We start from the raw sequence: 23,017 nt of genomic DNA on the forward strand, positions 1-23,017 counted from the left end.
TTGGCCAAGCGCGAGCGGGTCATGCGGATGTCGGTCGAGCTGCCGCTGTGGCGTGCGCTGACCGCCTATCGCGTGCTCACGATGCTGTACGCCATCGGTCTGTTCATCACCGCGCACGAGGAGTTCGCCCGCCCCTGGGTCGCGGTCGCGTACTACGCCGTGCTGGCGGTCTGGACGCTGGCCACCCTGCCCCGGGTGCAGAACGCCGCGAGCTGCACGAAACGCTTCCTCGCCGTCGACCTCACCATCGCGCTCACCGGCATCCTGCTCACCCTCGTCGCCGACTCGCCCGAGCGGATCCACGCCGGTGGCCCCACACTGCCGTCGATATGGACCGCCGGTTCCGTGCTGGCCTTCGCCATCAAGGGCGGCTGGCGCTGGGCGGCCCTCGCCTCCACTCTCGTCGCGGTGGCCAACCTGGTCGAACGCGGCAGCCCGGCCCGCGACACCGTGCACAACGTGATCCTCGTCTGGGTGGCCTCCATCGCCATCGGCTACGTCGTCGAGGTCGCCCGCGCATCCGAGCGCACCCTCGCCCGCGCCCTGGAGATCGAGGCCGCGACCAGGGAGCGGGAGCGGCTGGCGCGCGACATCCACGACAGCGTGCTCCAGGTGCTCGCCATGGTGCAGCGGCGCGGCGCGGTGATCGGCGGCGAGGCGGCCGAGCTGGGCCGGCTGGCCGGAGAGCAGGAGGTCGCCCTGCGCACCCTGGTCTCCGGCGGCCTCGTACCGGTGTCCCGGGCGTCGGAGGACACCGCCGAGGGAGCGGTCGTACGCACCGTGGAGGTGGCCGACGACGACACCGGGGACGAACCGGTCGACCTGCGCGCCCTGCTCGCCCCGTACGCCGGGGCCCGGGTCAGCCTCGCCGAACCGGGCGCGCCGGTGCTGCTCGCGCCGGCCGCCGCTCGGGAGGTGGCCGCCGCCGTCGGAGCGGCCCTCGACAACGTCCGCAAGCACGCCGGGGAGCAGGCACGCGCGTGGATCCTGGTCGAGGACGAACCGGACGAGGTGATCGTCACCGTCCGCGACGACGGACCCGGCATCCCCGAGGGCAGGCTCGTCCAGGCCGAGGGCGAGGGACGGCTCGGGGTGGCCCTGTCGATCCGGGGCCGGCTGCGCGACCTGGGCGGCAGCGCGGAACTGATCTCGGTGCCCGGTCAGGGCACGGAGGTCGAGCTGAAGGTACCGAAGGCCGTGAACGGCGCGAACGGCGTGCACGACGCACGGGGGAAGGCGGAACAGAGATGACGGACACGAGCGAGGACCGGAAGAACCCGATCAAGGTCATGGTGGTCGACGACCACCCCATGTGGCGCGACGCCGTCGCCCGCGACCTGTCCGAGTCCGGCTTCGAGGTGGTCGCCACGGCCGGCGACGGCGACCAGGCCGTGCGCCGCGCCAAGGCCGCCGCCCCCGACGTGCTCGTGCTCGACCTGAACCTGCCCGGCAAGCCCGGCGTGCAGGTCTGCAAGGAGGTCGTCGCCGACAACCCCGCGCTGCGGGTGCTGGTGCTGTCGGCGAGCGGTGAGCACGCGGACGTGCTGGAGGCGGTGAAGTCGGGTGCGACCGGCTATCTGCTGAAGTCGGCGTCCACCGCGGAACTGCAGGACGCGGTGCGCCGTACCGCCGTCGGCGACCCGGTGTTCACCCCGGGCCTGGCCGGACTGGTCCTCGGCGAGTACCGCCGCCTCGCCTCCGAACCGGCCCCCGCTCCCGACGACGAGAGTTCCAAGGCGCCCCGGCTGACCGAGCGGGAGACCGAGGTGCTGCGCCTGGTCGCCAAGGGCCTGAGCTACAAGCAGATCGCCGAACGGCTCGTCATCTCCCACCGCACCGTGCAGAACCACGTGCAGAACACCCTCGGCAAGCTCCAGCTGCACAACCGCGTGGAACTCGTCCGCTACGCCATAGAACGCGGCCTCGACGACGAGTGAGACGCCCGTCACACTGACCCTTCGTCGGGCACCTGCGGCGAAGGGACTGTTCCATGCGCGTCGGAGTACTGACCGGAGGCGGCGACTGCCCCGGCCTCAATGCCGTCATCCGGGCCGTCGTCCGCAAGGGCGTCCAGGAGTACGGCTACGCATTCACCGGCTTCCGGGACGGCTGGCGCGGACCCCTCGAGGACCGCACCGTGCGCCTCGACATCCCGGCGGTCCGCGGCATCCTGCCCCGCGGCGGCACCATCCTCGGCTCCTCCCGGACCAACCCGCTGAACGAGGAGGACGGCATCCGCCGCATCCGGGACACCCTGGAGAAGCTCGGGGTCGACGCCCTCATCACCATCGGCGGCGAGGACACCCTCGGTGTGGCCGCCCGGCTCGCCGACGAGCACGGCATCCCGTGCGTGGGCGTCCCCAAGACCATCGACAACGACCTGTCCGCCACCGACTACACCTTCGGCTTCGACACCGCCGTCGGCATCGCCACCGAGGCCATCGACCGTCTGCACACCACCGCCGAGTCCCATATGCGGGTGCTGGTCGTCGAGGTGATGGGCCGTCACGCCGGCTGGATAGCGCTGCACTCGGGCCTCGCGGGCGGCGCGAACGTCATCCTCATCCCCGAGCAGCCCTTCGACGTCGACCAGGTGTGCGCCTGGGTGACCTCCCGCTTCAGGGCGTCGTACGCCCCGATCGTCGTCGTCGCCGAGGGGGCCGTGCCGAAGGACGGCGACATGGTGCTCAAGGACGAGTCGCTGGACTCCTTCGGACACGTCCGGCTGTCGGGCGTGGGGGAGTGGCTGGCGAAGCAGATCGAGAAGCGGACGGGCAACGAGGCCCGCACGACCGTCCTCGGGCACGTCCAGCGCGGCGGCACGCCCAGCGCCTTCGACCGCTGGCTCGCCACCCGCTTCGGCCTGCACGCCATCGACTGCGTGCGCGACCGCGACTTCGGCAAGATGGTCGCGCTGCGCGGCACGGACATCGTGCGCGTCCCCATCGCCGACGCCACCGCCCGCCTGAAGACCGTCGACCCGAGGCTGTACGAGGAGATCGGCGTCTTCTTCGGCTGACGCGGACACGCGGTCCGCCGTTCCGTATATTCGCGCATACGGCAACAATCCCGGCACGACCCACCCCCGGAGGGACCCCGTGGAGATCCTGGCGTTCGGAGTGCAGGCCGACGAGAAGCCCCTGATCGAATCGGCCTTCCGGGACCACCACGAGGTGCGCGGACTCGACGTCTTCCTCAACGCGGACACCGCCCCCATCGCGGTCGGCCACGAGGTGATCTCCACCAGCGTCAACTGCGACCTCGGCGCCGAGGTCCTGGCGAGCCTCGCGGCCGGCGGCACCCGGATGGTCGCCCAGCGCTCCACCGGCTTCAACAACATCGACCTCACGGTCGCCGAACGGCTCGGCCTGACGATCGCCCGGGTGTCGTTCTACTCGCCGTACTCGGTCGCCGAGTTCGCCTGGGCGCTCGCCATGGCCGTCAACCGCCGTGTCGTGCGGGCCTCCACCCGCACCCGCGACTTCGACTTCCGCCTCGACGGTCTGATGGGCCGCGACATGCACGGCCGCACCGCCGGCATCCTCGGGACCGGCAAGATCGGCGAGGCCTTCGCCCGCATCGCCCACGGTTTCGGCATGCGGCTGCTCGGCTGGGACATCACCGAGAACCCCGCCTGCCTCGACCTCGGCATGACCTACGTCCCCAAGGAGCAGCTGCTCGCCGAGTCCGACCTGGTCAGCCTGCACGTCCCGCTGATGCCGGAGACCAGTCGGCTGATCGACGGACCCGCTTTGAAGACCATGCGGGACGACGCCGTCCTGATCAACTCCAGCCGTGGCGGACTCATCGACACCGCCGCCCTCGTCGCCGAGCTGCGCGCGGGCCGCTTCACGGGCGTCGGCCTCGACGTGTACGAGGCGGAGGCGGGCCTGTTCTTCCTCGACAAGTCCCTCACGGCCATCGAGGACGACACCCTGGCCCGCCTCGTCACCTTCCCGAACGTCCTGGTCACGTCCCATCAGGCGTACTACACGGTGGACGCCGTCAGCCAGATCATCGAGACCACGGTGAACAACGTCCTCGACTACCGCGCCGGCCGCCGCTCGGAGAACGTGCTGGTGCCGCGCAGCTGACCCATCAGCTCCCGCACGACCGCGGCCCCGTTCAGCGTCAGCACCGACTCGGGGTGGAACTGCACGCCCGCGAAGCCCGGACCGCGCAGGGCGTGGACCTCGGACGACGCACTGCGGCTCACCTCGACGCCGTGCGCGGCCAGCTCCCGGGCGGCGTCCTCGTCGCAGTGCGCCACGAAGCTGTTGTAGAAGCCGACGGTCTCCGGCCGCCCGAACAGGTCGATCCGCGTCTGCGCCCCCTGGTACGGCACCTCCTTGCGGACGATCTCCAGCCCCAGCTCGGCCGCGATCAGCTCATGCCCGAGGCACACACCGAGGACGCCGTGCCGGTGTGCCCCGATCACCTCGGCGGTCAGGGCGCGCAGGAACCGCATCTTCGGGTCGTCGAGATCGGAGGGATCGCCGGGTCCGGGCCCGAGCACCAGCGGCCCCTCGTGCCCGAGCACCGTCTCGCGCAGCCCCGGCTCGTCGTAGCGCCGGACGGTCACCTCCAGGCCGCTCGACCGCAGCACGTGCGCGAGCATCGCGGTGAAGGTGTCCTCCCCGTCGACCACCAGGGCGTGCCCGGTGAGTTCGGCGGACCGCTCCTGCATCCGCAGCCAGAACGGCGCGAGCGAGGCCCGCCGCCCGTCCAGCGCGGCCCGCACCCGGGGGTCGTCGGCGAGCCGGGGGCGCGCCTGCTCCGCCCGCGGGCGAGCAGGCGCGACGCCCAGTGCCGCGAGCACCCCGGCCGCCTTCGCGTGGGTCTCCGCGACCTCGCTCGCCGGATCCGAGCCGCGCACCAGCGTGGCCCCGACGGGCACCCGCAGCCGACCGCCCGCGTCGATGTCGGCGGTCCGGATGAGGATGGGGGAGTCGAGGGTCTGGGCACCGCCGGAGTCCCGGCCGACGAGTGCCAGCGCGCCCGCGTAGTAGCCGCGTCCGCCGACCTCGTGACGCTCGATCACCCGGCAGGCGTTCTGCACCGGCGACCCGGTGACGGTCGCCGCGAACATGGTCTCCTTCAGGACCTCCCGCACGTCCAGCGTGGACCGGCCGCGCAGCTCGTACTCGGTGTGCGCGAGGTGGGCCATCTCCTTCAGCCGGGGCCCGACCACGACGCCGCCCATGTCGCCGACGGTGCACATCATCTTGAGCTCCTCGTCGACGACCATCGACAGCTCCTCGATCTCCTTGCCGTCGGCGAGGAAGCGGAGCAGGTGCTCGGGGGTCGGCCCCTCGGCGGGATAGCGGTACGTCCCGCTGATCGGGTTCATCACGACGGTCCCGCCGGACACCCGCACATGCACCTCGGGACTGGCGCCCACCAGCGTGCGCTCCCCGGTGTGCACGACGAACGTCCAGTACGCGCCCCGCTCGCTCTCCAGCAGCCGCCGGAACAGGGCGAGGGCGTCGGCCCTGCCGAACCCCGGGATCTCGCCCTCGTACGTGCGCCGGATCACGAAGTTGGCGCCCTCGCCCCGGCCGATCTCCTCCCGCAGCACCCGTCCGACGATCTCGCCGTACTCCTCGTCGCCGACGTCGAACCCGCCGCCCTCCACACGCACGTCGTGCCCCGGGAGCTGGGCCAGCGCGTCCGCGAGGGACAGCGTGTGGGTCTCCTCGGGTGTCAGCACCGTGAGCGGTGTCCCGTCGTCGCGGACGTCGAAGCCGCGCTCGCGGATCTGCCGGAACGGGACGAGCGCGAGGCCCTCGTCGGGCAGATCGGCGAGGCGGTCGTGGTCGGCGACCGGGCCGACGAGGACCTCCACCGTCTGCTGGTCGTGGCCGGGGGTGCGGCGGCGCAGCAGGGCGAACGGGCGGGGATCGTCCAGCAAGCCGAGCAGATTCATGGTCCGTGGCTCCTTCTCAGGGGTTCTCGGGAGAGGAGCGGGCCGCCGCGGAAACGCCGAAGGCCGCCCCTCGGGCGGCCTTCGCGAAGTGTGGGTACGCGCAGTCAGTGGGCCGCCGGACGAGCGGTCCACCACCAGTTCTGGATCTGGGTCGAGTGCGCGAACATGCCCCGACCCTAGCGCATCAGCAGCAGATCGAGGCTGCGATCGAGATACTCCGTCAGCCCGGAGCCCTCCGGGAGGGTGGCGGGGACGGCGTGGGCGAGCTGGGCGTGGCCCAGATAGACGCTGTAGGCGAGCAGCCCGCGGCGGCGCGCCTCCGCTTCGGGGAAGCCGGCCTCGGCGAAGAGCCGGGCCACATAGGCGACCCGGCGTTCGGTGACGCGGCTCAGCACCGCCGCGACGCGCGGGTCGTCGGCCGTGGCCAGCAGCGAGACCTCCAGCGGATCGTCCGCGGCCGACCCGATCGCCTCGGCGAACAGCAGCCGCAGCCGCCGCTCGGGGTCCGGCTCCGCCTCCAGCTCGGTGATGAGCGCCTCGGTCTGCGTCTGCGCCCAGCGTTCGAGCGCCGCCCCGATGAGCGCGTCACGGTTGGCGAAGTGCCAGTAGAAGCTGCCCTTGGTGGTCCCGAGCCGGGCGGCCAGCGGTTCCACGGCGACGGCGGCGAGCCCGCCCTCGCTCATCGCGGCGAGCGCGGCGTCGGCCCAGTCGTCGGCGCTCAGCCGGGCCTTGGCGGGAGCTTTGCCGGACCCCTTGCCGGGGGTCCTGCCGGGCGGCTTGCGAGGGGGCCGTTGCACCATGACCATACGGTACCGTACGGTTGACCATACGCCACCGTATGGAGGTGCTCCGATGGGCACTGTACGCAACGTCCACGACCGCGTCCTGGCCGCGCCCGCCGAGCGGGTCGGCGCCCTGCTGGACCGGCTCGCCGGCGCCGACGACCCCCTCTTCCCGAGCCCCGCCTGGGCCCCGATCCGCTTCGACCGTCCGCTCGGCGTCGGCGCCTGCGGCGGCCACGGGCCGGTGCGCTACTCGGTCACCGAGTACGAGCCGGGCCGCCGGATCCGCTTCGCCTTCGACCCGCCCGCGGACGGCTTCCACGAACTGTCGGTCCAGCCGCTCGGCCCGGACCGCTGCCGCGTACGGCACGTGCTGGAGCAGGACCAGCCGCTCGGGGAGCGCCTCGGCTGGCTGTTCGCGGTGCGCGCGGTGCACGGCACGGTCATCGAGGAACTCTTCGACAACGCCGAGCTGGCCGCCACCGGCTCCCTCGCCCGCCCCACCCGCCGCGGCCGGTACGTCCGCCTGCTCCAGCGCCTGACCTGGGACCGCCCGGAAGCGGTCGAGGTACCCGCGGGGGCCGCCCTGCTGCGCACCGCCTTCCCCGAGTCCGACTACACCGACGCCTACGCCCTGGACCTGCGCCCCGGCATGCCGGCCGACCCGGACGCCTGGGAGGGCGTGCTGCGCGGGATCCCGGTCGTCGGCCGTGCGCAGGACGAACTCCTGCTCGGCGAGGACGCGGGCCATCTCGACTTTCGCGCGTCGCTCCTTCTCGACCCGGTGGCCGGGAGGGTGACCCTCTCCTCGGTGGTCCGGATCCACAACCTGCGCGGCCGGCTGTACTGGGCCATCGTGCGCCACGCCCATCCCCTCATGGCCCGGCTGATGCTCCGCCGCACCCACCGCCGCCTTGCCCTCGCCGCACCGCGTGCGGCGGAGCGAGCCTCGTCTCACTTGGTGAGCGGCGGAATGGACGGCGCATCCGACCCCGTAATGTGGAAGCCGTGACCGTGAACGCTAAGACCAGCGCGAGCGCTGGCAACACCTGGCGAAACCTGCCCGCGGCGCAGCAGCCCGAGTACCCCGACGCCGAGGCTCTGCGCGCAGTGATCGCGGACCTCGAGTCGTATCCGCCGCTCGTCTTCGCGGGCGAGTGCGACCAGCTGCGCGCCCGGATGGCGGCCGTCGCCAAGGGAGAGGCGTTCCTCCTCCAGGGCGGCGACTGCGCCGAGGCGTTCGACGCGGTGTCCGCGGACCAGATCCGCAACAAGCTCAAGACCCTGCTCCAGATGGGCGCCGTGCTGACGTACGCCGCCTCCGTGCCCGTGGTGAAGGTGGGCCGGATCGCCGGCCAGTACTCCAAGCCGCGCTCCAAGCCCACCGAGACCCGCGACGGCGTGACCCTGCCGACCTACCGCGGCGACTCCGTCAACGGCTTCGACTTCACCGAAGAGGCCCGCGTCCCGGACCCCGAGCGGCTCAAGCGCATGTACCACGCCTCGGCCTCCACGCTGAACCTGGTGCGCGCCTTCACCACCGGCGGCTACGCCGACCTGCGCCAGGTGCACGCCTGGAACCAGGACTTCGTGAAGTCGTCCCCGTCCGGCCAGCGCTACGAGCAGCTCGCCCGCGAGATCGACAACGCGCTGAACTTCATGCACGCCTGCGGGGCCGACCCGGAGGAGTTCAAGACCGTCGAGTTCTACTCCTCGCACGAGGCGCTGCTGCTCGACTACGAGACGGCGCTGACCCGCGTCGACTCGCGCACCGGGCAGCTGTACGACGTCTCCGCGCACATGGTGTGGATCGGCGAGCGCACCCGGCAGCTGGATCACGCCCACATCGAGTTCGCCTCGAAGATCCGCAACCCGATCGGCATCAAGCTCGGCCCGACCACCACGGCCGAGGAGGCGCTGCAGTACATCGAGCGCCTGGACCCGGAGCGTGAGCCGGGCCGGCTGACCTTCATCGTCCGCATGGGCGCGGACAAGATCCGCGACAAGCTCCCCGAGCTGGTCGAGAAGGTCACCGCCTCCGGTGCCACCGTCGCCTGGGTGACCGACCCGATGCACGGCAACACCTTCGAGGCGGCCTCGGGCCACAAGACCCGCCGCTTCGACGACGTGCTCGACGAGGTCAAGGGCTTCTTCGAGGTGCACAAGGCGCTCGGCACCCACCCGGGCGGCATCCACGTGGAGCTCACCGGCGACGACGTCACCGAGTGCGTGGGCGGCGGCGACGAGATCTTCGTCGACGACCTGCACCAGCGCTACGAGACGGCCTGCGACCCGCGGCTCAACCGCAGCCAGTCGCTGGACCTGGCGTTCCTCGTCGCGGAGATGTACCGGGACCAGTGACCGGCCGGCACCGGATGCACCGGTGACCCGAGGCAAAAAGGGGTGGGGCGCGGATCACATACGATCCGCGCCCCACCCCACTTTTGCGGCCACCGGGCGACGGGTAAGGTTAGGTTAGCCTCACCGATCAAGGGTCGGGATGGCACGACCCTTGCATCCATCGGGAGGTGACCCGCGTGTACGTCTGCAGTTGCTTCGGCATCACCGAGCAGCAGGTGAAGAAGCACGCGGAGGACGGTGCCTGCACCCCCCGCCAGATAGCGTCCGCCTGCAAGGCCGGCACCGACTGCGGTTCGTGCGTCCGCCGCATCCAGGCGATCCTCGGCCGCGGGGCGTGTCCGCGGCGTGAGCTGGCCGACCAGGGCCAGCCGGTGCTCGCCGAGGTCGCCGGACTGGACGGGCTGGACGAAGCGGCCTAGCCGCCCGCCCCGAGCGCCCTCAGCTGTCAGGCTGCTCGACCAGCTGGGCGATGTACAGCGCCTCGCCGAGCTTCTCCACCAGATCCAGTTGGGTGTCGAGATAGTCGATGTGGTGCTCCTCGTCCGCGAGGATCGACTCGAAGATGTTCGCGGACGTGATGTCACCCTTCTCGCGCATCACCTTGATCCCGCGCCGCAGCCGGTCGATGGCCTCGACCTCGATCTGCCGGTCCGCCTCGAACATCTCCTTGACGGTCTGGCCCACCCGCACGTGGAACAGCCGCTGGTAGTTCGGCAGCCCCTCCAGGAACAGGATCCGGTCGGTCAGCACCTCCGCGTGCTTCATCTCGTCGAACGACTCGGCCCGTGTGTATTTCGCCAGCTTGGGCCAGCCGAAGTTCTCCTGCATCTTCGCGTGCAGGAAGTACTGGTTGATCGCGGTCAGCTCGGCGGTCAGCTGCTCGTTGAGGAACTCGATGACCTCGGGGTCGCCCTGCATCGCGTAAGGCTCCTTCCACACGGAACTGGCGGGTTGCGCCGCATGATTCCACCGGTGCAGAAGATCGTCCAGTAAGTCTTCACTTAGTAAGTAAGTCCATGCTTAGTCCGAGTTGTGGCAAATTGAGTGCTTGTTTCTCTTTGCCCGGCTGTAAGGGGGGTCGGTCATGGGCATCGGTCCGGGTCTGTCAGGATGGAGACATGGGTCAGCCGGCGGAACGCGAATCGGGGGAGCGCGCAGGAGAAGGAGCGGCACGGTTCGAGCTCCCGCCGGGACAGCGACTGCAGCGCGGCTGGCCGGTCACGCACTACGGCCCGGTCCCCAAGTTCCGGCCCGAGCGCTGGGAGTTCCGGGTCTTCGGCGCCACCGCCGACGGTGAGAAGCACTGCTGGACCCACGAGGAGTTCACCGCACTGCCGTACACCACCGTCGTGGCCGATCTGCACTGCGTCACCAAGTTCAGCATGGTCGGCGCCGAGTGGGGCGGGATCCCCGCCCGCACCATCCTGGACATTGCCCCGCCCGCCCCCGACGTCACCCATGTGATGGTGTGGGCCGAATACGGCTTCAGCTCCAACCTCCGGCTCGCCGACTTCGCCTCCGAGCGCACGCTGTTCGCCACCCACAAGGACGGCGAACTGCTGACCGCGGAGCACGGCTTCCCGCTGCGCCTGATCGTCCCCCACCTGTACGCCTGGAAGGGCCCGAAGTGGGTCCGGGGCGTGGAGTACATGACCGCCGACCGCCGCGGCTTCTGGGAGGAGCGCGGCTACCACAACATCGGCGACCCGTGGCAGGAACAGCGCTACTCCTACCAGGAGGAGCCCGGGGACGGCCCCGAGCTCTGACCCCTCCCGGGCCCGCGCGGATCAGCCGTCGCGCAGCTTCTTCAGCCGCTCCACGTCCGCCGCGTGCCCCTCCTTGCCACCGGGTGTCTCGATGATCAGCGGCACGCCCTCGGTAGCCGGGTGGGTCATCAGCTCCCGGAACGGATCCTCGCCGATGTGGCCGGCGCCGATGTTCGCGTGCCGGTCCCGGTGCGCGCCGACCACGTCCATGGAGTCATTGGCGTGGATCAGCTTCAGCCGCCCCTCGCCGACCGTGTCCACCAGCAGATCCAGCGTCTGACGCATCCCGGAGGGCCCGGTCAGATCGTGGCCGGCGGCGAAGACATGGCAGGTGTCCAGGCAGACCCCGAGCTTCGGATGGGCGTCCAGCGCCTCGACGTACGGCCCGAAGTCCCACGTCCGCGAGCACAGCGAGGCGCCCTGCCCCGCCGTCGACTCCAGCAGCAGGAACGGATCGTCGTCGTGGGTGAGCTCGTCGAGCAGCGGCAGCATGTACTCCCGCACCTGCCTCAGCGCCACCGGCCTCTCCCGCCCGCCCGTCGCGCTCCCGGTGTGCACCACCACACCCAGCGCGCCGATCTCCCGGCCCCGGCGCAGCGAGTGCCGCAGCGACTCCACCGACCGCTCGACGGTCGCCTCGGTGTGGGAGCCGAAGTTGATCAGATACGGGGCATGCACGTACACCGGGATCGACCCGTCCGCACAGGCCGCCCGGAACGCCTCGTCCTGCCGCGGACTGCCCACCGGGGTGGCCCAGCCGCGCGGATTGGCGACGAAGACCTGCACGGTCTCGGCGCCCAGCTCACGGGCGTAGGACAGACCGACGGAATGCAGACCGCCGGCCACGGGCACATGGCTGCCGATCGGGTTGCGGGGGAGGTCACTCTTCACCCGTTCAGGGTGTCATGACCGCCGGAGCCCACCGGTCCGGGGCCCCGGCCGCCCGTCCCGTCAGCGGATCTCGATGGTGATCGTGGAACCCTTGGGCGCCGTCTCGCCGCCCTCCACGGACTGGCCCTCGACCGTGTCGCCGAACAGCCCGAGCAGACCGCGGTCCTCGTCGACCCGGAACCCGGCGCCCTCCAGCTTCTCCTTGGCCTCGTCCACGCTGTCGCCGGTCACGTCCGGGACCTCGACCATCTCCGGACCCTTGGACAGCGTCAGCGTCACCGTGTCGCCCTCGGCGGCCACACCGCCGGCGCCCGGGTTCTGCCGGGCCACCTGGCCCGCGTCGTGCTCGGAGTTGACCCGCTGGGCGGCGACCTTCACCTTCAGGCCGGCCTCCTGCAGTTCGGCCCGCGCGTCCGCCAGATCGTCACCGGTCACGTCCGGCACATCCACCGGGCTGCCCTTGCTCACCGTGAGCGCCACCGCCGAGCCCGCGCGGACCTTGGTGCCCTTGCCCGGCTCGGTGGAGATCACCGAGCCCCGGGGCACGTCCTCGCTGAACTCCCGGGTGACCATGCCCGGCTCCAGGCCCTCGTCCTTCAGCAGGGAGCGCGCCTTGTCCAGCGCGTAACCGTCCAGGTCGGGCACCCGCACGGTCTGCGGGCCCTTGGAGATCACCAGCGACACCGAGTCGTTGCCCCGGATCCGCGCGCCCGCCTTCGGGTCCGTGCTGATCACGGTGCCCCGCTTCACGGTGTCGCTGTACGCCTCCGTCACCCTGCCGACGTCCAGCCCGGCGTCCGCCAGCCGGTCCCGGGCCTCGTCCTCGGTCTTCGCCAGCAGCGGCGGGACCTTGGTGAACTGGCCGGAGTTGATGTACCAGATCCCCGTGCCCACGCCCAGCACCAGCAGCACGGCGACGACGACCGCCATCGGGCCGCGCCGCATCCCCGTGCGCCGCCGGGGCGGCAGCGGGGGCGGGGACTGCAACCGGCTGGTGCGGTGGAAGGAGTCCTCGCCGTCACCGCCCTCGTCGTCGTTGACGGGGAGCGGGCGCGGCACGGTGAGGGCGCGCGGGATGACGCTCGTACGGTCCTCGGCGTTGTCGTGCTCCGCCGTCAGCGCCTGCGGCGGCACCGCGTCCAGCTGCTCGTCGCCGAGCCGCCCGCGCGCCTCGCGGACGCGGGCGAGCAGCGCCACGGCGTCGTGCGGACGCACCTCGGGCGTGCGCGCGGTCGCGGCGGCGACCAGCTCGTCCAGCTCGTACGCCATCCGGGGCACCGCGGCCGACGGCGGCGGCACGTCCTCGTGCAGATGCTTGTACAGCACGGTCGCGGGGGAGTCGCCGTCGTGCGGCTTCTCGCCGGTGAGCATCTCGTAGAGCAGGATGCCGCAGGCGTAGACGTCCACCCGGGGGTCGGCGGTGCCGTGCTCGATCTGCTCCGGCGCCAGATACGAGACCGTGCCCAGCACGGTGCCCGTGGTGTTCGTCACCGTGTCCACGGCACGCACGAGACCGAAGTCGGCGACCTTGACCCGGCCGTCGTCCCCGATGAGCACGTTCTCCGGCTTCATGTCCCGGTGCACGAACCCGGCGCGGTGCGCGGCGCCGAGCGCGGCCAGCACCGGCTCCAGGATGTCCAGCGCGGCCCGCGGCTGCAGCGCGCCCCGCTCGCGCAGCACGTCCCGCAGGGTACAGCCGGCGATGTACTCCATCGCCAGGTAGACGTACGCCCCGTCGGTGCCCTGGTCGAAGACCTGCACGACGTTCGGGTGCGCCAGGCGCGCGACCGACTTCGCCTCCCGGATGAACCGCTCGACGAACGAGCCGTCCGCGGCGAGGGACGGGTGCATCACCTTGAGCGCGAGCACGCGGTCCAGACGGGTGTCCACGGCCCGGTAGACCGTGGCCATCCCGCCGACCGCGATCCGCGCCTCGACGCGGTACCGGCCGTCGAGCACCTGCCCGACCAGAGGGTCCTGAAGGGTCGTGTCCACGCAGGGAGTCTACGAGCCACAACCGACACCCCGACCCCGTCCACCCCTGTTCGGACCCCTATTGCAGCGCACCTGTGACGCGTCTCGCACACGCCGGGAAGCACCAGAGCTGCCCCCCCACTCACCCGCAGCCGCCGACGGCGATCGCCCCCCACGGGGAGCGCCCACCTCTCGACCGACCGGAAACGGGTGGTGCGTGGGTGGGAGAGCAGGACGGGAGAGCAGCGCCGGCTCAGAAGGCAGGACGCTCAGGATCCAGCACGGCCAAACCCTCCGCAGGAGACGACGCCTCGGCGAAATGCCTCCGCGGAATCCGCCCGGCCAACCGAGCCAGCCTCCCCGCCTCCACCGCACTCCGCATGGCGTGAGCCATCAGCACCGGCTCCTGCGCCCGGGTGACGGCGGACGCCAGCATCACCCCCGCACACCCCAGCTCCATCGCCAGCGCCGCATCCGACGCCGTACCGGCCCCCGCATCCAGAATCACCGGCACCCCGGCCCGTTCCACGATCAACTCGAAGTTGTGCGGATTGCGAATCCCGAGCCCCGACCCGATCGGCGACCCCAGCGGCATGACCGCCGCACACCCCACGTCCTCCAGCTTCCGCGCCAGCACCGGGTCGTCATTGGTGTACGGCAGCACCGTGAACCCGTCGTCCACCAGCGTCTCCGCCGCCTCCAGCAACTCGACCGGATCCGGCAGCAGCGTCCGCTCGTCGGCGATGACCTCCAGCTTGATCAGATCGGTACCCAGCGCCTCCCGCGCCAGCCGCGCGGTGAGCACCGCCTCCCCGGCGGTGAAGCACCCCGCCGTGTTCGGCAGCACCCGGATCCCGAGCTTCTCCAGCACGGACAGCACCGACCCGTGCACCGAGGGATCCACCCGCCGCATCGCGACGGTCGTCAGCTCCGTCCCGGACGCCACCAGCGCCCGCTCCAGCACATCGAGGCTCGGCGCCCCTCCGGTGCCCATGATCAGGCGGGACGTGAAGGACGTACCACCGAGGACGAAGGGATCGTCGGCCATGATCAGCCTCCTTGGACGGCGGTGAGGACTTCCACGCGGTCACCCTCGGAGAGGGGAGTGGAGGCCCACTGCGTGCGCGGGACGACGGTTTCGTTCAGGGCCGCGGCCACGCCCGAGGGCGCCGCGGTGAGCGACGTCACGACGACGACGAGACGGGTTCCGGACTCGACCTCTCGGGGTTCCCCGTTGACCGAGATGTTCATGCGGACTGCTCCATGAGTGCGTCGGCGGTGAAGCGCCGGGGCGTGAACGGCCGGGCCTCGGCGGGGAGTTCCCCCGTGGTCAGCACATGGGCCATGACGTCGCCGGTCACCGGCGTGAGGAGCACACCGTTGCGGTAGTGCCCGGTGGCCAGCAGCAGCCCCTCCAGCCCCGTCGGCCCGAGCAGCGGAGCGTTGTCGGGCGAGCCCGGCCGCAGTCCGGCCCGGGTCTCGGTGAGCGGCAGCTCGGTGATCCCGGGCACCAGCTCATGGGCGTCGCGCAGCAGCTCGTACACGCCGCCCGCGGTGACGGTGGTGTCCCAGCCCAGCTCCTCGCTGGTCGCCCCGATCACCAGCTCGCCGCTCTCGCGCGGCACCAGATAGACGTGGCTGCCGCGCACCACGGCCCGCACGGTCCGGCTCAGGAACGGCCCGTACTCGGCGGGCATCGTCAGCCGTACGACCTGCCCCTTCACCGGCCGTACCGGCGGCACCACGTCCTGCGGGACCCCCGCGAGCCGCCCGCTCAGGCTGCCTCCGGCCAGCACCACCTGCCCGGCGTTCAGCTCGGCCCCGCCGGCGGTGACCACGCCCGCCGCCCGGTCCCCGGCGACGACCAGCCGCTCGGCCCACGCGCGGTGCAGCACCACGCCCGCGCGCTCACAGGCCGTCACCAGCGCCGCCGCGAGCCGCCGCGGATCGATCTGGTGGTCGCCGTCCACGCGCAGCCCGCCGCGCACACCCGGCGCGAGCATCGGCTCCAGCCGCCGGCACTCCCGCCCGGACAGCCATTGTGAATCCAGCCCCGACCGCTGCTGCAGCGCGTGCAGCTCGCGCAGATGGGCCCGGTCGTCGGCGTCCAGGGCGACCGCGAGCGTGCCGCAGCGGCGGTAGCCGAGGTCGTGTCCGGTGGCCTCGGTCAGTTCGGCCGCGAAGTCGGGGTAGCGGCGTGCGGAGGCGAGATTCAGGGCGAGCAGGGTCTGCTCGCCGTAGTGCAGTTCCGTGACGGCGGCCAGCATCCCGGCAGCCACCTGGGCGGCCCCGCCGCCCGGCTCGGGATCCACCACGGTCGTGGCGAGACCGCGCTGCGCGGACCGCCAGGCCGTGACCAGACCGATGATTCCGCCCCCGATGACAAGGACGTCGGACGTGCGCGTACGCGACATGGGCGTCCAGCCCCTCCCTTCGCCGGCATGACCCGGATCAGGTTCGTACGGTCGGAGGCCGCCAGCCTCCCTCTCAGCCCGGTGCGTCCGGGCTCCCGCGAGTGCTTTACGTTGGCCACCCTAGCCCCCGGAGCACCGACCTTGTAAGGGAGCCCAGCCGTGGCCCGTTCGCTCGACGGTCTCGTCCTCGCCCCGGTCGCCGACCAGGCACCGGGCCAGGTCGGCACCCGCACCCGCTTCCGCTACCACGAGCGGGACGGCGAGATCTGGGCCGACTACGCGGGCGGCGACGTCGTACGCGGCCACTTGCTGGGCACCCGGGACGGGGACCGGCTGGACTTCCGGTACGTGCAGCTCAAGCGGGACGGCACGACCTCCTCGGGGCACTGTGTGTCGACGGTCGTGGACCTGCCCGACGGGCGGGTCCGGCTGGAGGAGAGCTGGGAGTGGGAGTCGCAGCCGGGCAGTGGGACCAGCGTGGTGGAACAGGTCGTGGCGCAGGTCGTGGCCCAGGGGGACTGACTGACAAAACGTCAGGTGCTTATGGTGATCAGGTGAGCGAGCAGACGCAGGAACCGGAGTCGTCCGACGAGACGCGCCGGGTGGTGGTGGCGGGCGCGGGCATGGCCGGCGTCCAGACCGCGGTCGCCCTGCGCGAGCAGGGGTTCGGCGGCACGGTGCTGCTCATCGGCGCCGAGCCCCACCAGCCGTACGACCGGCCGCCGTTGTCCAAGGCCGTGCTGCTCGGCAAGGCCGAGGACTCCGCCTTCGACGTCGACTTCGAGGCGCTCGGCATCGACCTGCGGCTCGGCTGCGAGGTGCTCGGCCTGCGCCCCGCCGACCACCGGCTGGACACCGAGGCCGGGCCCGTCCCGTACGACGTCCTGGTGATCGCCACCGGCGCGGAACCGGTCCGGCTGCCCGGCGCGGACGGCGTGCCCGGCGTGCACCTGCTGCGCACCCTCGACGACGCCGAGCGGCTGCGGCCCGTGCTCGCCCGGCAGCACGACATCGTGGTGGTCGGCGCCGGCTGGATCGGCGCCGAGTTCGCCACGGCGGCGCGCGAGGCGGGCTGCGCGGTCACCGTCGTCGAGGCCGCCGACCGGCCGCTGGCCGAGGCGCTGCCCGCGGAGGTGGCCGCCCCCATGACCGCCTGGTACGCCGACGCGGGAGTCGAGCTGCGGACGCACGCACGCGTGGAGCGCGTCGAGCCCGGCGCGGTGCTGCTCGACGACGGCTCACGGCTGCCCGCGGGCGCGGTGGTCGTCGGGATCGGCGCCCGCCCCGCCACCGCCTGGCTGGCCGGGTCCGGGGTCCGGCTCGGCGCGTACGGCGAGGTGGTCGCCGACCGCCACCTGGCGACGTCCGTCCCCGATGTCTACGCCGTCGGCGACTGCGCGTCCTTCCCCTCCGGGCGCTACGGCGAACGGCTGCTCGTCCACCACTGGGACAACGCCCTCCAGGGGCCCCGCACGGTCGCCGCGAACATCCTCGGTGCGGCCACGGGTGAGCCTCCGGCGGTGTACGACCCGGTGCCGTACTTCTGGTCCGAGCAGTTCGGGCGCTTCGTCCAGTACGCCGGTCACCACGCGGACGCCGACCGGATCGTGTGGCGCGGCGACCCGTCCGGCCCGGCGTGGACCGTGTGCTGGCTGCGGCGGTCCCGTCTGGTGGCGCTGCTGGCGGTGGGGCGGCCCCGGGACCTCGCACAGGGGCGTCGGCTGATCGAGGCGGGGGCGACGATGGACCCCCGCCTGATCGCGGACCCGGCCCGCCCTCTGAAGTCGGCGACGGCGTGACGCGTTCGCGCTGGTGGGTGGGGCTGACTTCCGACTGTCAGTGGCAGATGGCACGCTTGTCCCGTGACCGAGATTGACGCAAAGATCGATGCTCTCGTCCCCGCCTGGCTCACCCTGCCCGACATCGCCGAGAAGCTCGGCGTCGAGGTGACGCGCGTTCGGCAGCTGGTCAAGGAGGGCCAGCTCATCGCCGTGCGCCGGGGTGAGAACCGCGCGCTGCACGTGCCCGCCGCCTTCATCGACGGGGACAAGGTCGTCAAGGGCCTCTCCGGCACCCTGACGCTCCTGCGGGACGACGGCTTCACGGTCGAAGAGATGCTGGAGTGGCTCTTCACTCCCGACCCGTCCCTGCCGGGCACCCCCGCGCAGGCACTGAGCGAGAACCGCGGCACGGAGGTGAAGCGCCGCGCCCAGGCCCTCGCGGTCTGACCCGCCTTCGGACCCCGAGAGCCTGACGAACAACCGCCCGGCGCCCTTGCGGATCGAGGGCGCCGGCGGAGAAGACCGAAACCCCCGGCCGCCGAGACCCTGCCGGGCAGCGGCCCGTAACCGAGCTGCGCCCGCACGCGCCGCAGCCGTGTCCCCACGTCGGTAGCTGCGGGCGGTCGTGCCTCCCCCAGTGCCTTGAGGGCCTGGGAGGTGCCCCAGGGCGATGGGGGTCCCCCCGCTCGAGCGAAGCCGAGAGTGGGGGAGGGTGGGCGCAGCGGCGCCCCGCCGGCGCGGGCGAGCGACACCCACCCCCGGCCGACGTCACCGACAGCACCTGCATAGGGTCCCTGGCGGGCGCGCACCATCACCGCCGACCGACCTCGAAACCCTGGGGGCCCCGAATGCCCGACTCCGCTGCCACTTCCGCCCGGGCCCGTCTCACCGACGCCCGTCTCTACCTCTGCACCGACGCCCGCACACGCCAGGGCGACCTCGCGGAGTTCCTCGACACCGTCCTGTCCGCCGGCGTCGACATCGTGCAGCTCCGCGACAAGGGCATGGAGGCCGCCGAGGAACTGGAGCACCTCGCCGTCTTCGCCGAGGCCTGCGCCAAGCACGGCAAGCTGCTCGCGGTCAACGACCGTGCGGACGTCGCCCACGCCGCCACCGCCGACGTCCTCCACCTCGGCCAGGGCGACCTCCCGGTCCCCGCGGCGCGGGCCATCCTCGGCCCGGACGTACTCATCGGCCGCTCCACGCACACCGAGTCCGAGGCCACCGCGGCCGCCGCTCAACAAGGCGTCGACTACTTCTGCACCGGCCCCTGCTGGCCCACCCCCACCAAGCCCGGCCGGCACGCCCCCGGCCTCGACCTGGTCCGCCACACCGCCGCTCTCGGCACCGACCGCCCCTGGTTCGCCATCGGCGGTATCGATCTCGGCAACCTCGACCAGGTCCTGGACGCCGGCGCCCGCCGGGTCGTCGTCGTCCGGGCCATCACCGAGGCGGACGATCCCGGCGCGGCGGCGGCGGAGCTCGCCCACCGCGTGCGGCAGGCGCCGGACCGCGGATGACGCGCGTTTGTCTCAAGTGTGTCCAAGGGGTGGACAACAAGTCGACAATTCAGACAATTCTCCCGCATCCGGTTGGGGGACCGCCCACCCCTGGCTAACCTGCCCGTATGGCCCTCGGCACCGCATCCATCAGGTCCGACCACGCGCGAACCGTGCGCGACATGCTCGCGACAGGAAAGACGACCTATTCGTTCGAGTTCTACGCCCCCAAGACCCCGAAGGGCGAGCGGAACCTGTGGAACGCGCTGCGCCGGGTCGAGGCCGTGGCCCCCGACTTCGTCTCCGTGACCTACGGCGCGGGCGGTTCCACCCGCGCCGGCACGGTCAAGGCGACGGAGGCGATCGCCTCGGACACCACGCTCACCCCGATCGCCCACCTCACGGCGGTCGACCACTCGGTCGCCGACCTGCGCAACATCATCGGGCAGTACGCCGACGCCGGGATCCGCAACATGCTCGCGCTGCGCGGCGACCCGCCCGGCGACCCGATGGGCGAGTGGGTGCCGCACCCCCAGGGCCTCACCTACGCCGCCGAACTCGTCGAACTGATCAAGGCGTCCGGTGATTTCTGCGTGGGCGTCGCCGCCTTCCCCGCGATGCACCCCCGCTCCACCGACTGGGAGGACGACGTCCGTCACTTCGTCGACAAGTGCCGGGCGGGCGCGGACTACGCGATCACGCAGATGTTCTTCCACCCGGAGGACTACCTGCGGCTGCGCGACCGGGTCGCGGCCGCCGGCTGCGAGACGCCGATCATCCCCGAGGTCATGCCCATCGCCAGTGTGAAGACGCTGGAGCGGATCCCGTCCCTCACCAACGCGTCCTTCCCGGACGCCCTGAAAGAGCGGATCCTCACAGCCAAAGGCGATCCGGCCGCTGTACGCTCGATCGGAATCGACTTCGCCACGGAGTTCTGCGCGCGGCTGCTGGCCGAGGGAGTGCCCGGACTGCACTTCATCACGCTGAACAACTCCACGGCGACGCTGGAAATCTACGAGAATCTGGGCCTGCACCACCCACCGCAGGCCTAGACCGGTCGCACCGACGTACGACACACTGCGTAGCGGCCACTGGGAGAGGGGCGTACATGGGCTGGACGGTCCTCTATATCGCGTTCGGCATCGTCGCGCTGTGGCTGCTCGGCGAGGTGCTGCTGCAGTACAAGGCGCGGCTGCGCTGGCGGCTGCTCGCCTTCGTCGGCTTCCTCGGTGTCGTGGTCGGTGTGCTCATCCCGTCCGTCGTCGTCATCGGGCTGGGCGCCGCCGCCTTCGCGGTCGGCCAGACCTACGTCACGCTGTCGTTCCGCCGCGGCTTCGCCGCCGGCTGGGCGGTCAACGCCCCGATGCTGGCCGCCGCCACCGGTCGCCGCGACCGCGGGCGCGAGGAGCCGACCCTGGAGGTCTCCGACCTCGAGGCGTCGGGCGACGCCCACGGCGAGGGCACGAAACACCGCGACCGGGCCGCCTCGTACGGCACGGACGACGACTACGACCGCGACGACGTCTTCACCCCCGGCCGCTCCGACCGGCAGACGGCCGCCGAGACCACCGCCGTCTACGCCCCGCAGCCCCTGTCCGACGACACCGGCTCGTACGGCGTCTACGACACCGGGTACGGCACCCAGACCCAGGACCAGTACGCCGCGGCCACCCAGAGCGCCGACCAGGGCTACGCCTCCTACGACTACTCCGGCTACGGCCAGCAGGGCTACGACACGGGCCAGCAGCAGTACGCCGCCTACTCCGACCCGTACATCGGCACCCCGACCTACGGCGGCACCGGGTACGACACCGGCTACGCCGACCCGCAGCAGTACGGCCAGCAGCAGGGCTACGGCCAGGACCAGTACACCGGCACCTACGGCGGCGAGACCCCGGCAGGTGGCCTGTGGGTCCCGCAGCAGCGCAGCACCGACGACCCGTACGGCGGTGAACTCCCGCCGGAGCAGGCGTACCCGTACCAGGGTGACCAGCAGCAGCCTCCGGCGAACGGCTACGACGAGCAGTACCGCTTCTGAGAGCAGTACCGCCCCTGACCGCCGGGGCGCCCGGCGGTGCTCACTGCGACCCGCGGAAGTCCGGCCCCTCCACGATCAGCCCGGCGACCAGCGCCCCCGACATCCCGGCATGCGGCAGCCCACCTCCGGGGTGGGACCAGCCGCCGACCGTGAACAGCCCCGGCGTCCGCGTGCTGTTGGCGGGATGCAGCCCGCGCCCGCCCGCCGCTGCCAAGGCCGGCGGCGGCACGGCTCCGCCCTCGGCACCCGTCTCTCGCGCGATGTCGGCGGGGGTGCGCACCTGGTGCCACAGCAGACGGTCCCGCAGGCCGGGTATCGCGCGCTCGGCGACGGTGATCAGCTGCTCCGCGTACGCGGCCGGGGCCTCACCTGCCGCCGGGACCACCGACGTCAGCGTCACCGACTCGTGCCCGGTGTCCGGCACCAGCGCCGGATCGTCCGGCCGCAGCACCGTGACCGTGGGACGGGCGGGCCGGCGGGCAGCGGAGCCGGACAGCGCGTCGAGCTCGGCGTCCCGGTCTTCCGCGTGCACCACCGTGCGGTGCGCGGTCCCCTCCGGACGCCCTCCGCGCAGCGCCAGCAGCACGGTCAGCCGGCTCGCCGCCGCCCGCTGCGGCGGCACCTCGCCGTCACCGCGCACCCGCGTCCCCCGGTTCAGCCGGTCCAGCGCCCCGGGTGCCACCCCGGCCACCACGAAGTCCGCCTCGGCCACCGTGCCGTCGGCCAGCTCCACGCCGGACGCCCGGCCGTCCTTCTCCAGCACCGCCGCGACCTCGGCACCGAAGACGAACTCGACCTTCCGGGCCACGCACCGCTCGTACACCGCCCGCGCCAGCTCCCGCATGCCGCCGCGCACGTACCACGTGCCGAACGCGTGCTCCATGTACGGCAGGACCGCCGCGCTCGCCGGGGTCTCACGGGGATCCAGGCCGTGGGCGAGCGCATGGCTCTCCAGCAGCGCGATCAGCCGGGGCTCGCGCAGCTCCCACGCGCCGACCTCGGCGAGGGTGCCCGCCACGCGCGTGCGCAGCAGCTTCTTGTGCGGGACCGCCGGGTAGGGCTCACGCTCGGCCAGCACCTGCCAGTTCGGCCACAGGGGCTCCTCCAGCAGCGGGCGGCGCGCACGGTCCCACGCCTCGCGGGCGCGGACCAGGAAGTCGCCCCAGCGCTGCCCGGCCCGGGCCCCGAGCGCCTCGTCCAGGGCCGCGACGACACCCGCGCGGGAGGAGTCCGGCAACGACACGCGCGTACCGTCCGCGAACACGTGGTGCGAGGACGGGTCGACCTGGACCAGCTCGACGCACTCCTCCAGCGGCTCTCTGCCGGTCTTCAGGAACAGATCGCGGTAGACCGCGGGCAGGGTGAACAGGCCGGGTCCCGTGTCGAAGGCGAACCCGTCCCGCTCCAGCCGGCGCACCGCACCGCCGTACGTGTCCGTCCGCTCGTACACCACCACCCGGTGGCCCGCGACGGCCAGCCGGGCAGCGGCCGCCATCGCGCCCATCCCGGCGCCGATCACCGCAATCCGTGCCATGCCAGGGACTTTATCCGCCGCCACTGACAGGCCGGACCCGAGTACCGGCGC

General features: G+C 72.2%; 24 protein-coding genes and 1 riboswitch. Of the genes, 14 read left to right on the plus strand and 10 right to left on the minus strand.

What is annotated here, in order from left to right:
• The 4 genes from AB0412_RS02600 to AB0412_RS02615 all read left to right on the plus strand — a co-directional run bounded on the left by AB0412_RS02600 (position 1) and on the right by AB0412_RS02615 (position 4,094).
• Complete coding sequence (locus AB0412_RS02600) at positions 1-1,251, plus strand: DUF5931 domain-containing protein (protein ID WP_366400596.1); 1,251 nt, start codon at positions 1-3, stop codon at positions 1,249-1,251.
• Entirely contained in the window at positions 1,248-1,937 is a 690-nt protein-coding gene (locus AB0412_RS02605) for a response regulator transcription factor (RefSeq protein WP_366400597.1), read from the plus strand. Before AB0412_RS02600 ends, AB0412_RS02605 begins: the two co-directional genes overlap by 4 nt.
• 53 nt (positions 1,938-1,990) lie before the next feature.
• Positions 1,991-3,019, plus strand: a complete 1,029-nt coding sequence (locus AB0412_RS02610; protein WP_366400598.1) for a 6-phosphofructokinase — start codon at positions 1,991-1,993, stop codon at positions 3,017-3,019.
• 79 nt (positions 3,020-3,098) lie between these two features.
• Positions 3,099-4,094: a 2-hydroxyacid dehydrogenase gene (locus tag AB0412_RS02615; RefSeq protein ID WP_366400599.1), complete on the plus strand. Its 996-nt coding sequence runs from the start codon at positions 3,099-3,101 to the stop codon at positions 4,092-4,094.
• Here AB0412_RS02615 and AB0412_RS02620 read toward each other — a convergent pair.
• The 3 genes from AB0412_RS02620 to AB0412_RS02630 form a co-directional block, all read right to left on the minus strand.
• Positions 4,046-5,926 carry an anthranilate synthase family protein gene (locus tag AB0412_RS02620; RefSeq protein ID WP_366400600.1) on the minus strand — a complete coding sequence of 627 codons (1,881 nt, stop codon included), beginning with the start codon at positions 5,924-5,926 and terminating at the stop codon, positions 4,046-4,048. The two genes, AB0412_RS02615 and AB0412_RS02620, sit on opposite strands and share 49 nt — an antisense overlap.
• 104 nt (positions 5,927-6,030) lie before the next feature.
• A complete protein-coding gene (locus AB0412_RS02625) occupies positions 6,031-6,093 on the minus strand; it encodes a trp operon leader peptide (protein ID WP_366400811.1) in 63 nt (20 codons plus the stop codon).
• Positions 6,094-6,102: 9 nt separating this feature from the next.
• Positions 6,103-6,726, minus strand: a complete 624-nt coding sequence (locus AB0412_RS02630) for a TetR/AcrR family transcriptional regulator (RefSeq protein ID WP_366400601.1) — start codon at positions 6,724-6,726, stop codon at positions 6,103-6,105.
• Between the two features lie 52 nt (positions 6,727-6,778).
• Between AB0412_RS02630 and AB0412_RS02635 the strand changes: the two genes are divergently transcribed.
• The 3 genes from AB0412_RS02635 to AB0412_RS02645 all read left to right on the plus strand — a co-directional run bounded on the left by AB0412_RS02635 (position 6,779) and on the right by AB0412_RS02645 (position 9,488).
• On the plus strand, positions 6,779-7,720 hold the full coding sequence (locus AB0412_RS02635) for a DUF2867 domain-containing protein (RefSeq protein ID WP_366400602.1): 942 nt from the start codon (positions 6,779-6,781) through the stop codon (positions 7,718-7,720).
• Positions 7,717-9,069, plus strand: a complete 1,353-nt coding sequence (locus tag AB0412_RS02640) for a class II 3-deoxy-7-phosphoheptulonate synthase (protein ID WP_366400603.1) — start codon at positions 7,717-7,719, stop codon at positions 9,067-9,069. The genes AB0412_RS02635 and AB0412_RS02640 overlap by 4 nt, the downstream gene beginning before the upstream one ends.
• A 167-nt stretch (positions 9,070-9,236) precedes the next feature.
• Positions 9,237-9,488, plus strand: coding sequence for a (2Fe-2S)-binding protein (locus AB0412_RS02645; protein WP_366400604.1), 252 nt, complete (start codon positions 9,237-9,239; stop codon positions 9,486-9,488).
• A 19-nt stretch (positions 9,489-9,507) separates the two neighbouring features.
• On the opposite strand, the gene bfr is transcribed toward AB0412_RS02645, so the two are convergent.
• Positions 9,508-9,987, minus strand: a complete 480-nt coding sequence (bfr, locus tag AB0412_RS02650) for a bacterioferritin (RefSeq protein ID WP_366400605.1) — start codon at positions 9,985-9,987, stop codon at positions 9,508-9,510.
• A 200-nt stretch (positions 9,988-10,187) separates the two neighbouring features.
• Between bfr and AB0412_RS02655 the strand changes: the two genes are divergently transcribed.
• A complete protein-coding gene (locus tag AB0412_RS02655; RefSeq protein WP_366400606.1) occupies positions 10,188-10,835 on the plus strand; it encodes a sulfite oxidase-like oxidoreductase in 648 nt (215 codons plus the stop codon).
• A gap of 21 nt (positions 10,836-10,856) precedes the next feature.
• Here AB0412_RS02655 and AB0412_RS02660 read toward each other — a convergent pair whose 3' ends face one another.
• From AB0412_RS02660 to thiO, 5 genes are all read right to left on the minus strand, one after another.
• Positions 10,857-11,726, minus strand: a complete 870-nt coding sequence (locus tag AB0412_RS02660; RefSeq protein WP_366400607.1) for a deoxyribonuclease IV — start codon at positions 11,724-11,726, stop codon at positions 10,857-10,859.
• 60 nt (positions 11,727-11,786) lie between these two features.
• A complete protein-coding gene (gene pknB / locus AB0412_RS02665; protein ID WP_366400608.1) occupies positions 11,787-13,721 on the minus strand; it encodes a Stk1 family PASTA domain-containing Ser/Thr kinase in 1,935 nt (644 codons plus the stop codon).
• 232 nt (positions 13,722-13,953) lie between these two features.
• On the minus strand, positions 13,954-14,748 hold the full coding sequence (locus AB0412_RS02670; RefSeq protein ID WP_366400609.1) for a thiazole synthase: 795 nt from the start codon (positions 14,746-14,748) through the stop codon (positions 13,954-13,956).
• A 2-nt stretch (positions 14,749-14,750) separates the two neighbouring features.
• The gene (gene thiS, locus AB0412_RS02675) at positions 14,751-14,951 is read right to left on the minus strand and encodes a sulfur carrier protein ThiS (protein WP_366400610.1); all 201 of its coding nucleotides are present in this window, start codon (positions 14,949-14,951) and stop codon (positions 14,751-14,753) included.
• Positions 14,948-16,114 (minus strand): glycine oxidase ThiO, encoded by a 1,167-nt coding sequence (gene thiO, locus AB0412_RS02680; protein ID WP_366400611.1) that lies wholly within the window; start codon positions 16,112-16,114, stop codon positions 14,948-14,950. The genes thiS and thiO overlap by 4 nt, the downstream gene beginning before the upstream one ends.
• Positions 16,112-16,223, minus strand: a riboswitch (TPP riboswitch). Its footprint overlaps the gene before it by 3 nt.
• Before the next feature lie 50 nt (positions 16,224-16,273).
• On the opposite strand from thiO, the gene AB0412_RS02685 reads away from it, so the two are divergent.
• The 6 genes from AB0412_RS02685 (at position 16,274) to AB0412_RS02710 (ending at position 21,432) form a co-directional block, all read left to right on the plus strand.
• Positions 16,274-16,636 (plus strand): hypothetical protein, encoded by a 363-nt coding sequence (locus AB0412_RS02685; protein ID WP_366400612.1) that lies wholly within the window; start codon positions 16,274-16,276, stop codon positions 16,634-16,636.
• Between the two features lie 32 nt (positions 16,637-16,668).
• Complete coding sequence (locus tag AB0412_RS02690) at positions 16,669-17,913, plus strand: FAD-dependent oxidoreductase (RefSeq protein WP_366400613.1); 1,245 nt, start codon at positions 16,669-16,671, stop codon at positions 17,911-17,913.
• A 63-nt stretch (positions 17,914-17,976) separates the two neighbouring features.
• The gene (locus tag AB0412_RS02695) at positions 17,977-18,342 is read left to right on the plus strand and encodes an Rv2175c family DNA-binding protein (RefSeq protein ID WP_260829556.1); all 366 of its coding nucleotides are present in this window, start codon (positions 17,977-17,979) and stop codon (positions 18,340-18,342) included.
• 401 nt (positions 18,343-18,743) lie between these two features.
• Complete coding sequence (gene thiE, locus AB0412_RS02700; RefSeq protein WP_366400614.1) at positions 18,744-19,415, plus strand: thiamine phosphate synthase; 672 nt, start codon at positions 18,744-18,746, stop codon at positions 19,413-19,415.
• Positions 19,416-19,522: 107 nt separating this feature from the next.
• A complete protein-coding gene (gene metF / locus AB0412_RS02705; RefSeq protein WP_366400615.1) occupies positions 19,523-20,446 on the plus strand; it encodes a methylenetetrahydrofolate reductase [NAD(P)H] in 924 nt (307 codons plus the stop codon).
• A gap of 56 nt (positions 20,447-20,502) precedes the next feature.
• The gene (locus AB0412_RS02710; protein ID WP_366400616.1) at positions 20,503-21,432 is read left to right on the plus strand and encodes a hypothetical protein; all 930 of its coding nucleotides are present in this window, start codon (positions 20,503-20,505) and stop codon (positions 21,430-21,432) included.
• Between the two features lie 40 nt (positions 21,433-21,472).
• Here the strand turns inward: AB0412_RS02710 and AB0412_RS02715 are convergent, their stop codons facing one another.
• Positions 21,473-22,966, minus strand: a complete 1,494-nt coding sequence (locus tag AB0412_RS02715; protein WP_366400617.1) for an NAD(P)/FAD-dependent oxidoreductase — start codon at positions 22,964-22,966, stop codon at positions 21,473-21,475.
• Between the last annotated feature and the right edge of the window lie 51 nt (positions 22,967-23,017).

Origin of the sequence: Streptomyces sp. NPDC052012 (assembly GCF_040689265.1) — a bacterium.
GTDB lineage: Bacteria > Actinomycetota > Actinomycetes > Streptomycetales > Streptomycetaceae > Streptomyces.

Bases quoted from the DNA above. Each gene is read 5' to 3' on its own strand.
- AB0412_RS02605 (WP_366400597.1), top strand. From the start codon at position 1,248: ATGACGGACACGAGCGAGGACCGGAAGAACCCGATCAAGGTCATGGTG.
- AB0412_RS02610 (WP_366400598.1), top strand. From the start codon at position 1,991: ATGCGCGTCGGAGTACTGACCGGAGGCGGCGACTGCCCCGGCCTCAAT.
- AB0412_RS02620 (WP_366400600.1), bottom strand. From the start codon at position 5,926: ATGAATCTGCTCGGCTTGCTGGACGATCCCCGCCCGTTCGCCCTGCTG.
- AB0412_RS02630 (WP_366400601.1), bottom strand. From the start codon at position 6,726: ATGGTGCAACGGCCCCCTCGCAAGCCGCCCGGCAGGACCCCCGGCAAG.
- AB0412_RS02635 (WP_366400602.1), top strand. From the start codon at position 6,779: ATGGGCACTGTACGCAACGTCCACGACCGCGTCCTGGCCGCGCCCGCC.
- bfr (WP_366400605.1), bottom strand. From the start codon at position 9,987: ATGCAGGGCGACCCCGAGGTCATCGAGTTCCTCAACGAGCAGCTGACC.
- AB0412_RS02655 (WP_366400606.1), top strand. From the start codon at position 10,188: ATGGGTCAGCCGGCGGAACGCGAATCGGGGGAGCGCGCAGGAGAAGGA.
- AB0412_RS02670 (WP_366400609.1), bottom strand. From the start codon at position 14,748: ATGGCCGACGATCCCTTCGTCCTCGGTGGTACGTCCTTCACGTCCCGC.
- thiS (WP_366400610.1), bottom strand. From the start codon at position 14,951: ATGAACATCTCGGTCAACGGGGAACCCCGAGAGGTCGAGTCCGGAACC.
- thiO (WP_366400611.1), bottom strand. From the start codon at position 16,114: ATGTCGCGTACGCGCACGTCCGACGTCCTTGTCATCGGGGGCGGAATC.
- thiE (WP_366400614.1), top strand. From the start codon at position 18,744: ATGCCCGACTCCGCTGCCACTTCCGCCCGGGCCCGTCTCACCGACGCC.
- metF (WP_366400615.1), top strand. From the start codon at position 19,523: ATGGCCCTCGGCACCGCATCCATCAGGTCCGACCACGCGCGAACCGTG.
- AB0412_RS02710 (WP_366400616.1), top strand. From the start codon at position 20,503: ATGGGCTGGACGGTCCTCTATATCGCGTTCGGCATCGTCGCGCTGTGG.
- AB0412_RS02715 (WP_366400617.1), bottom strand. From the start codon at position 22,966: ATGGCACGGATTGCGGTGATCGGCGCCGGGATGGGCGCGATGGCGGCC.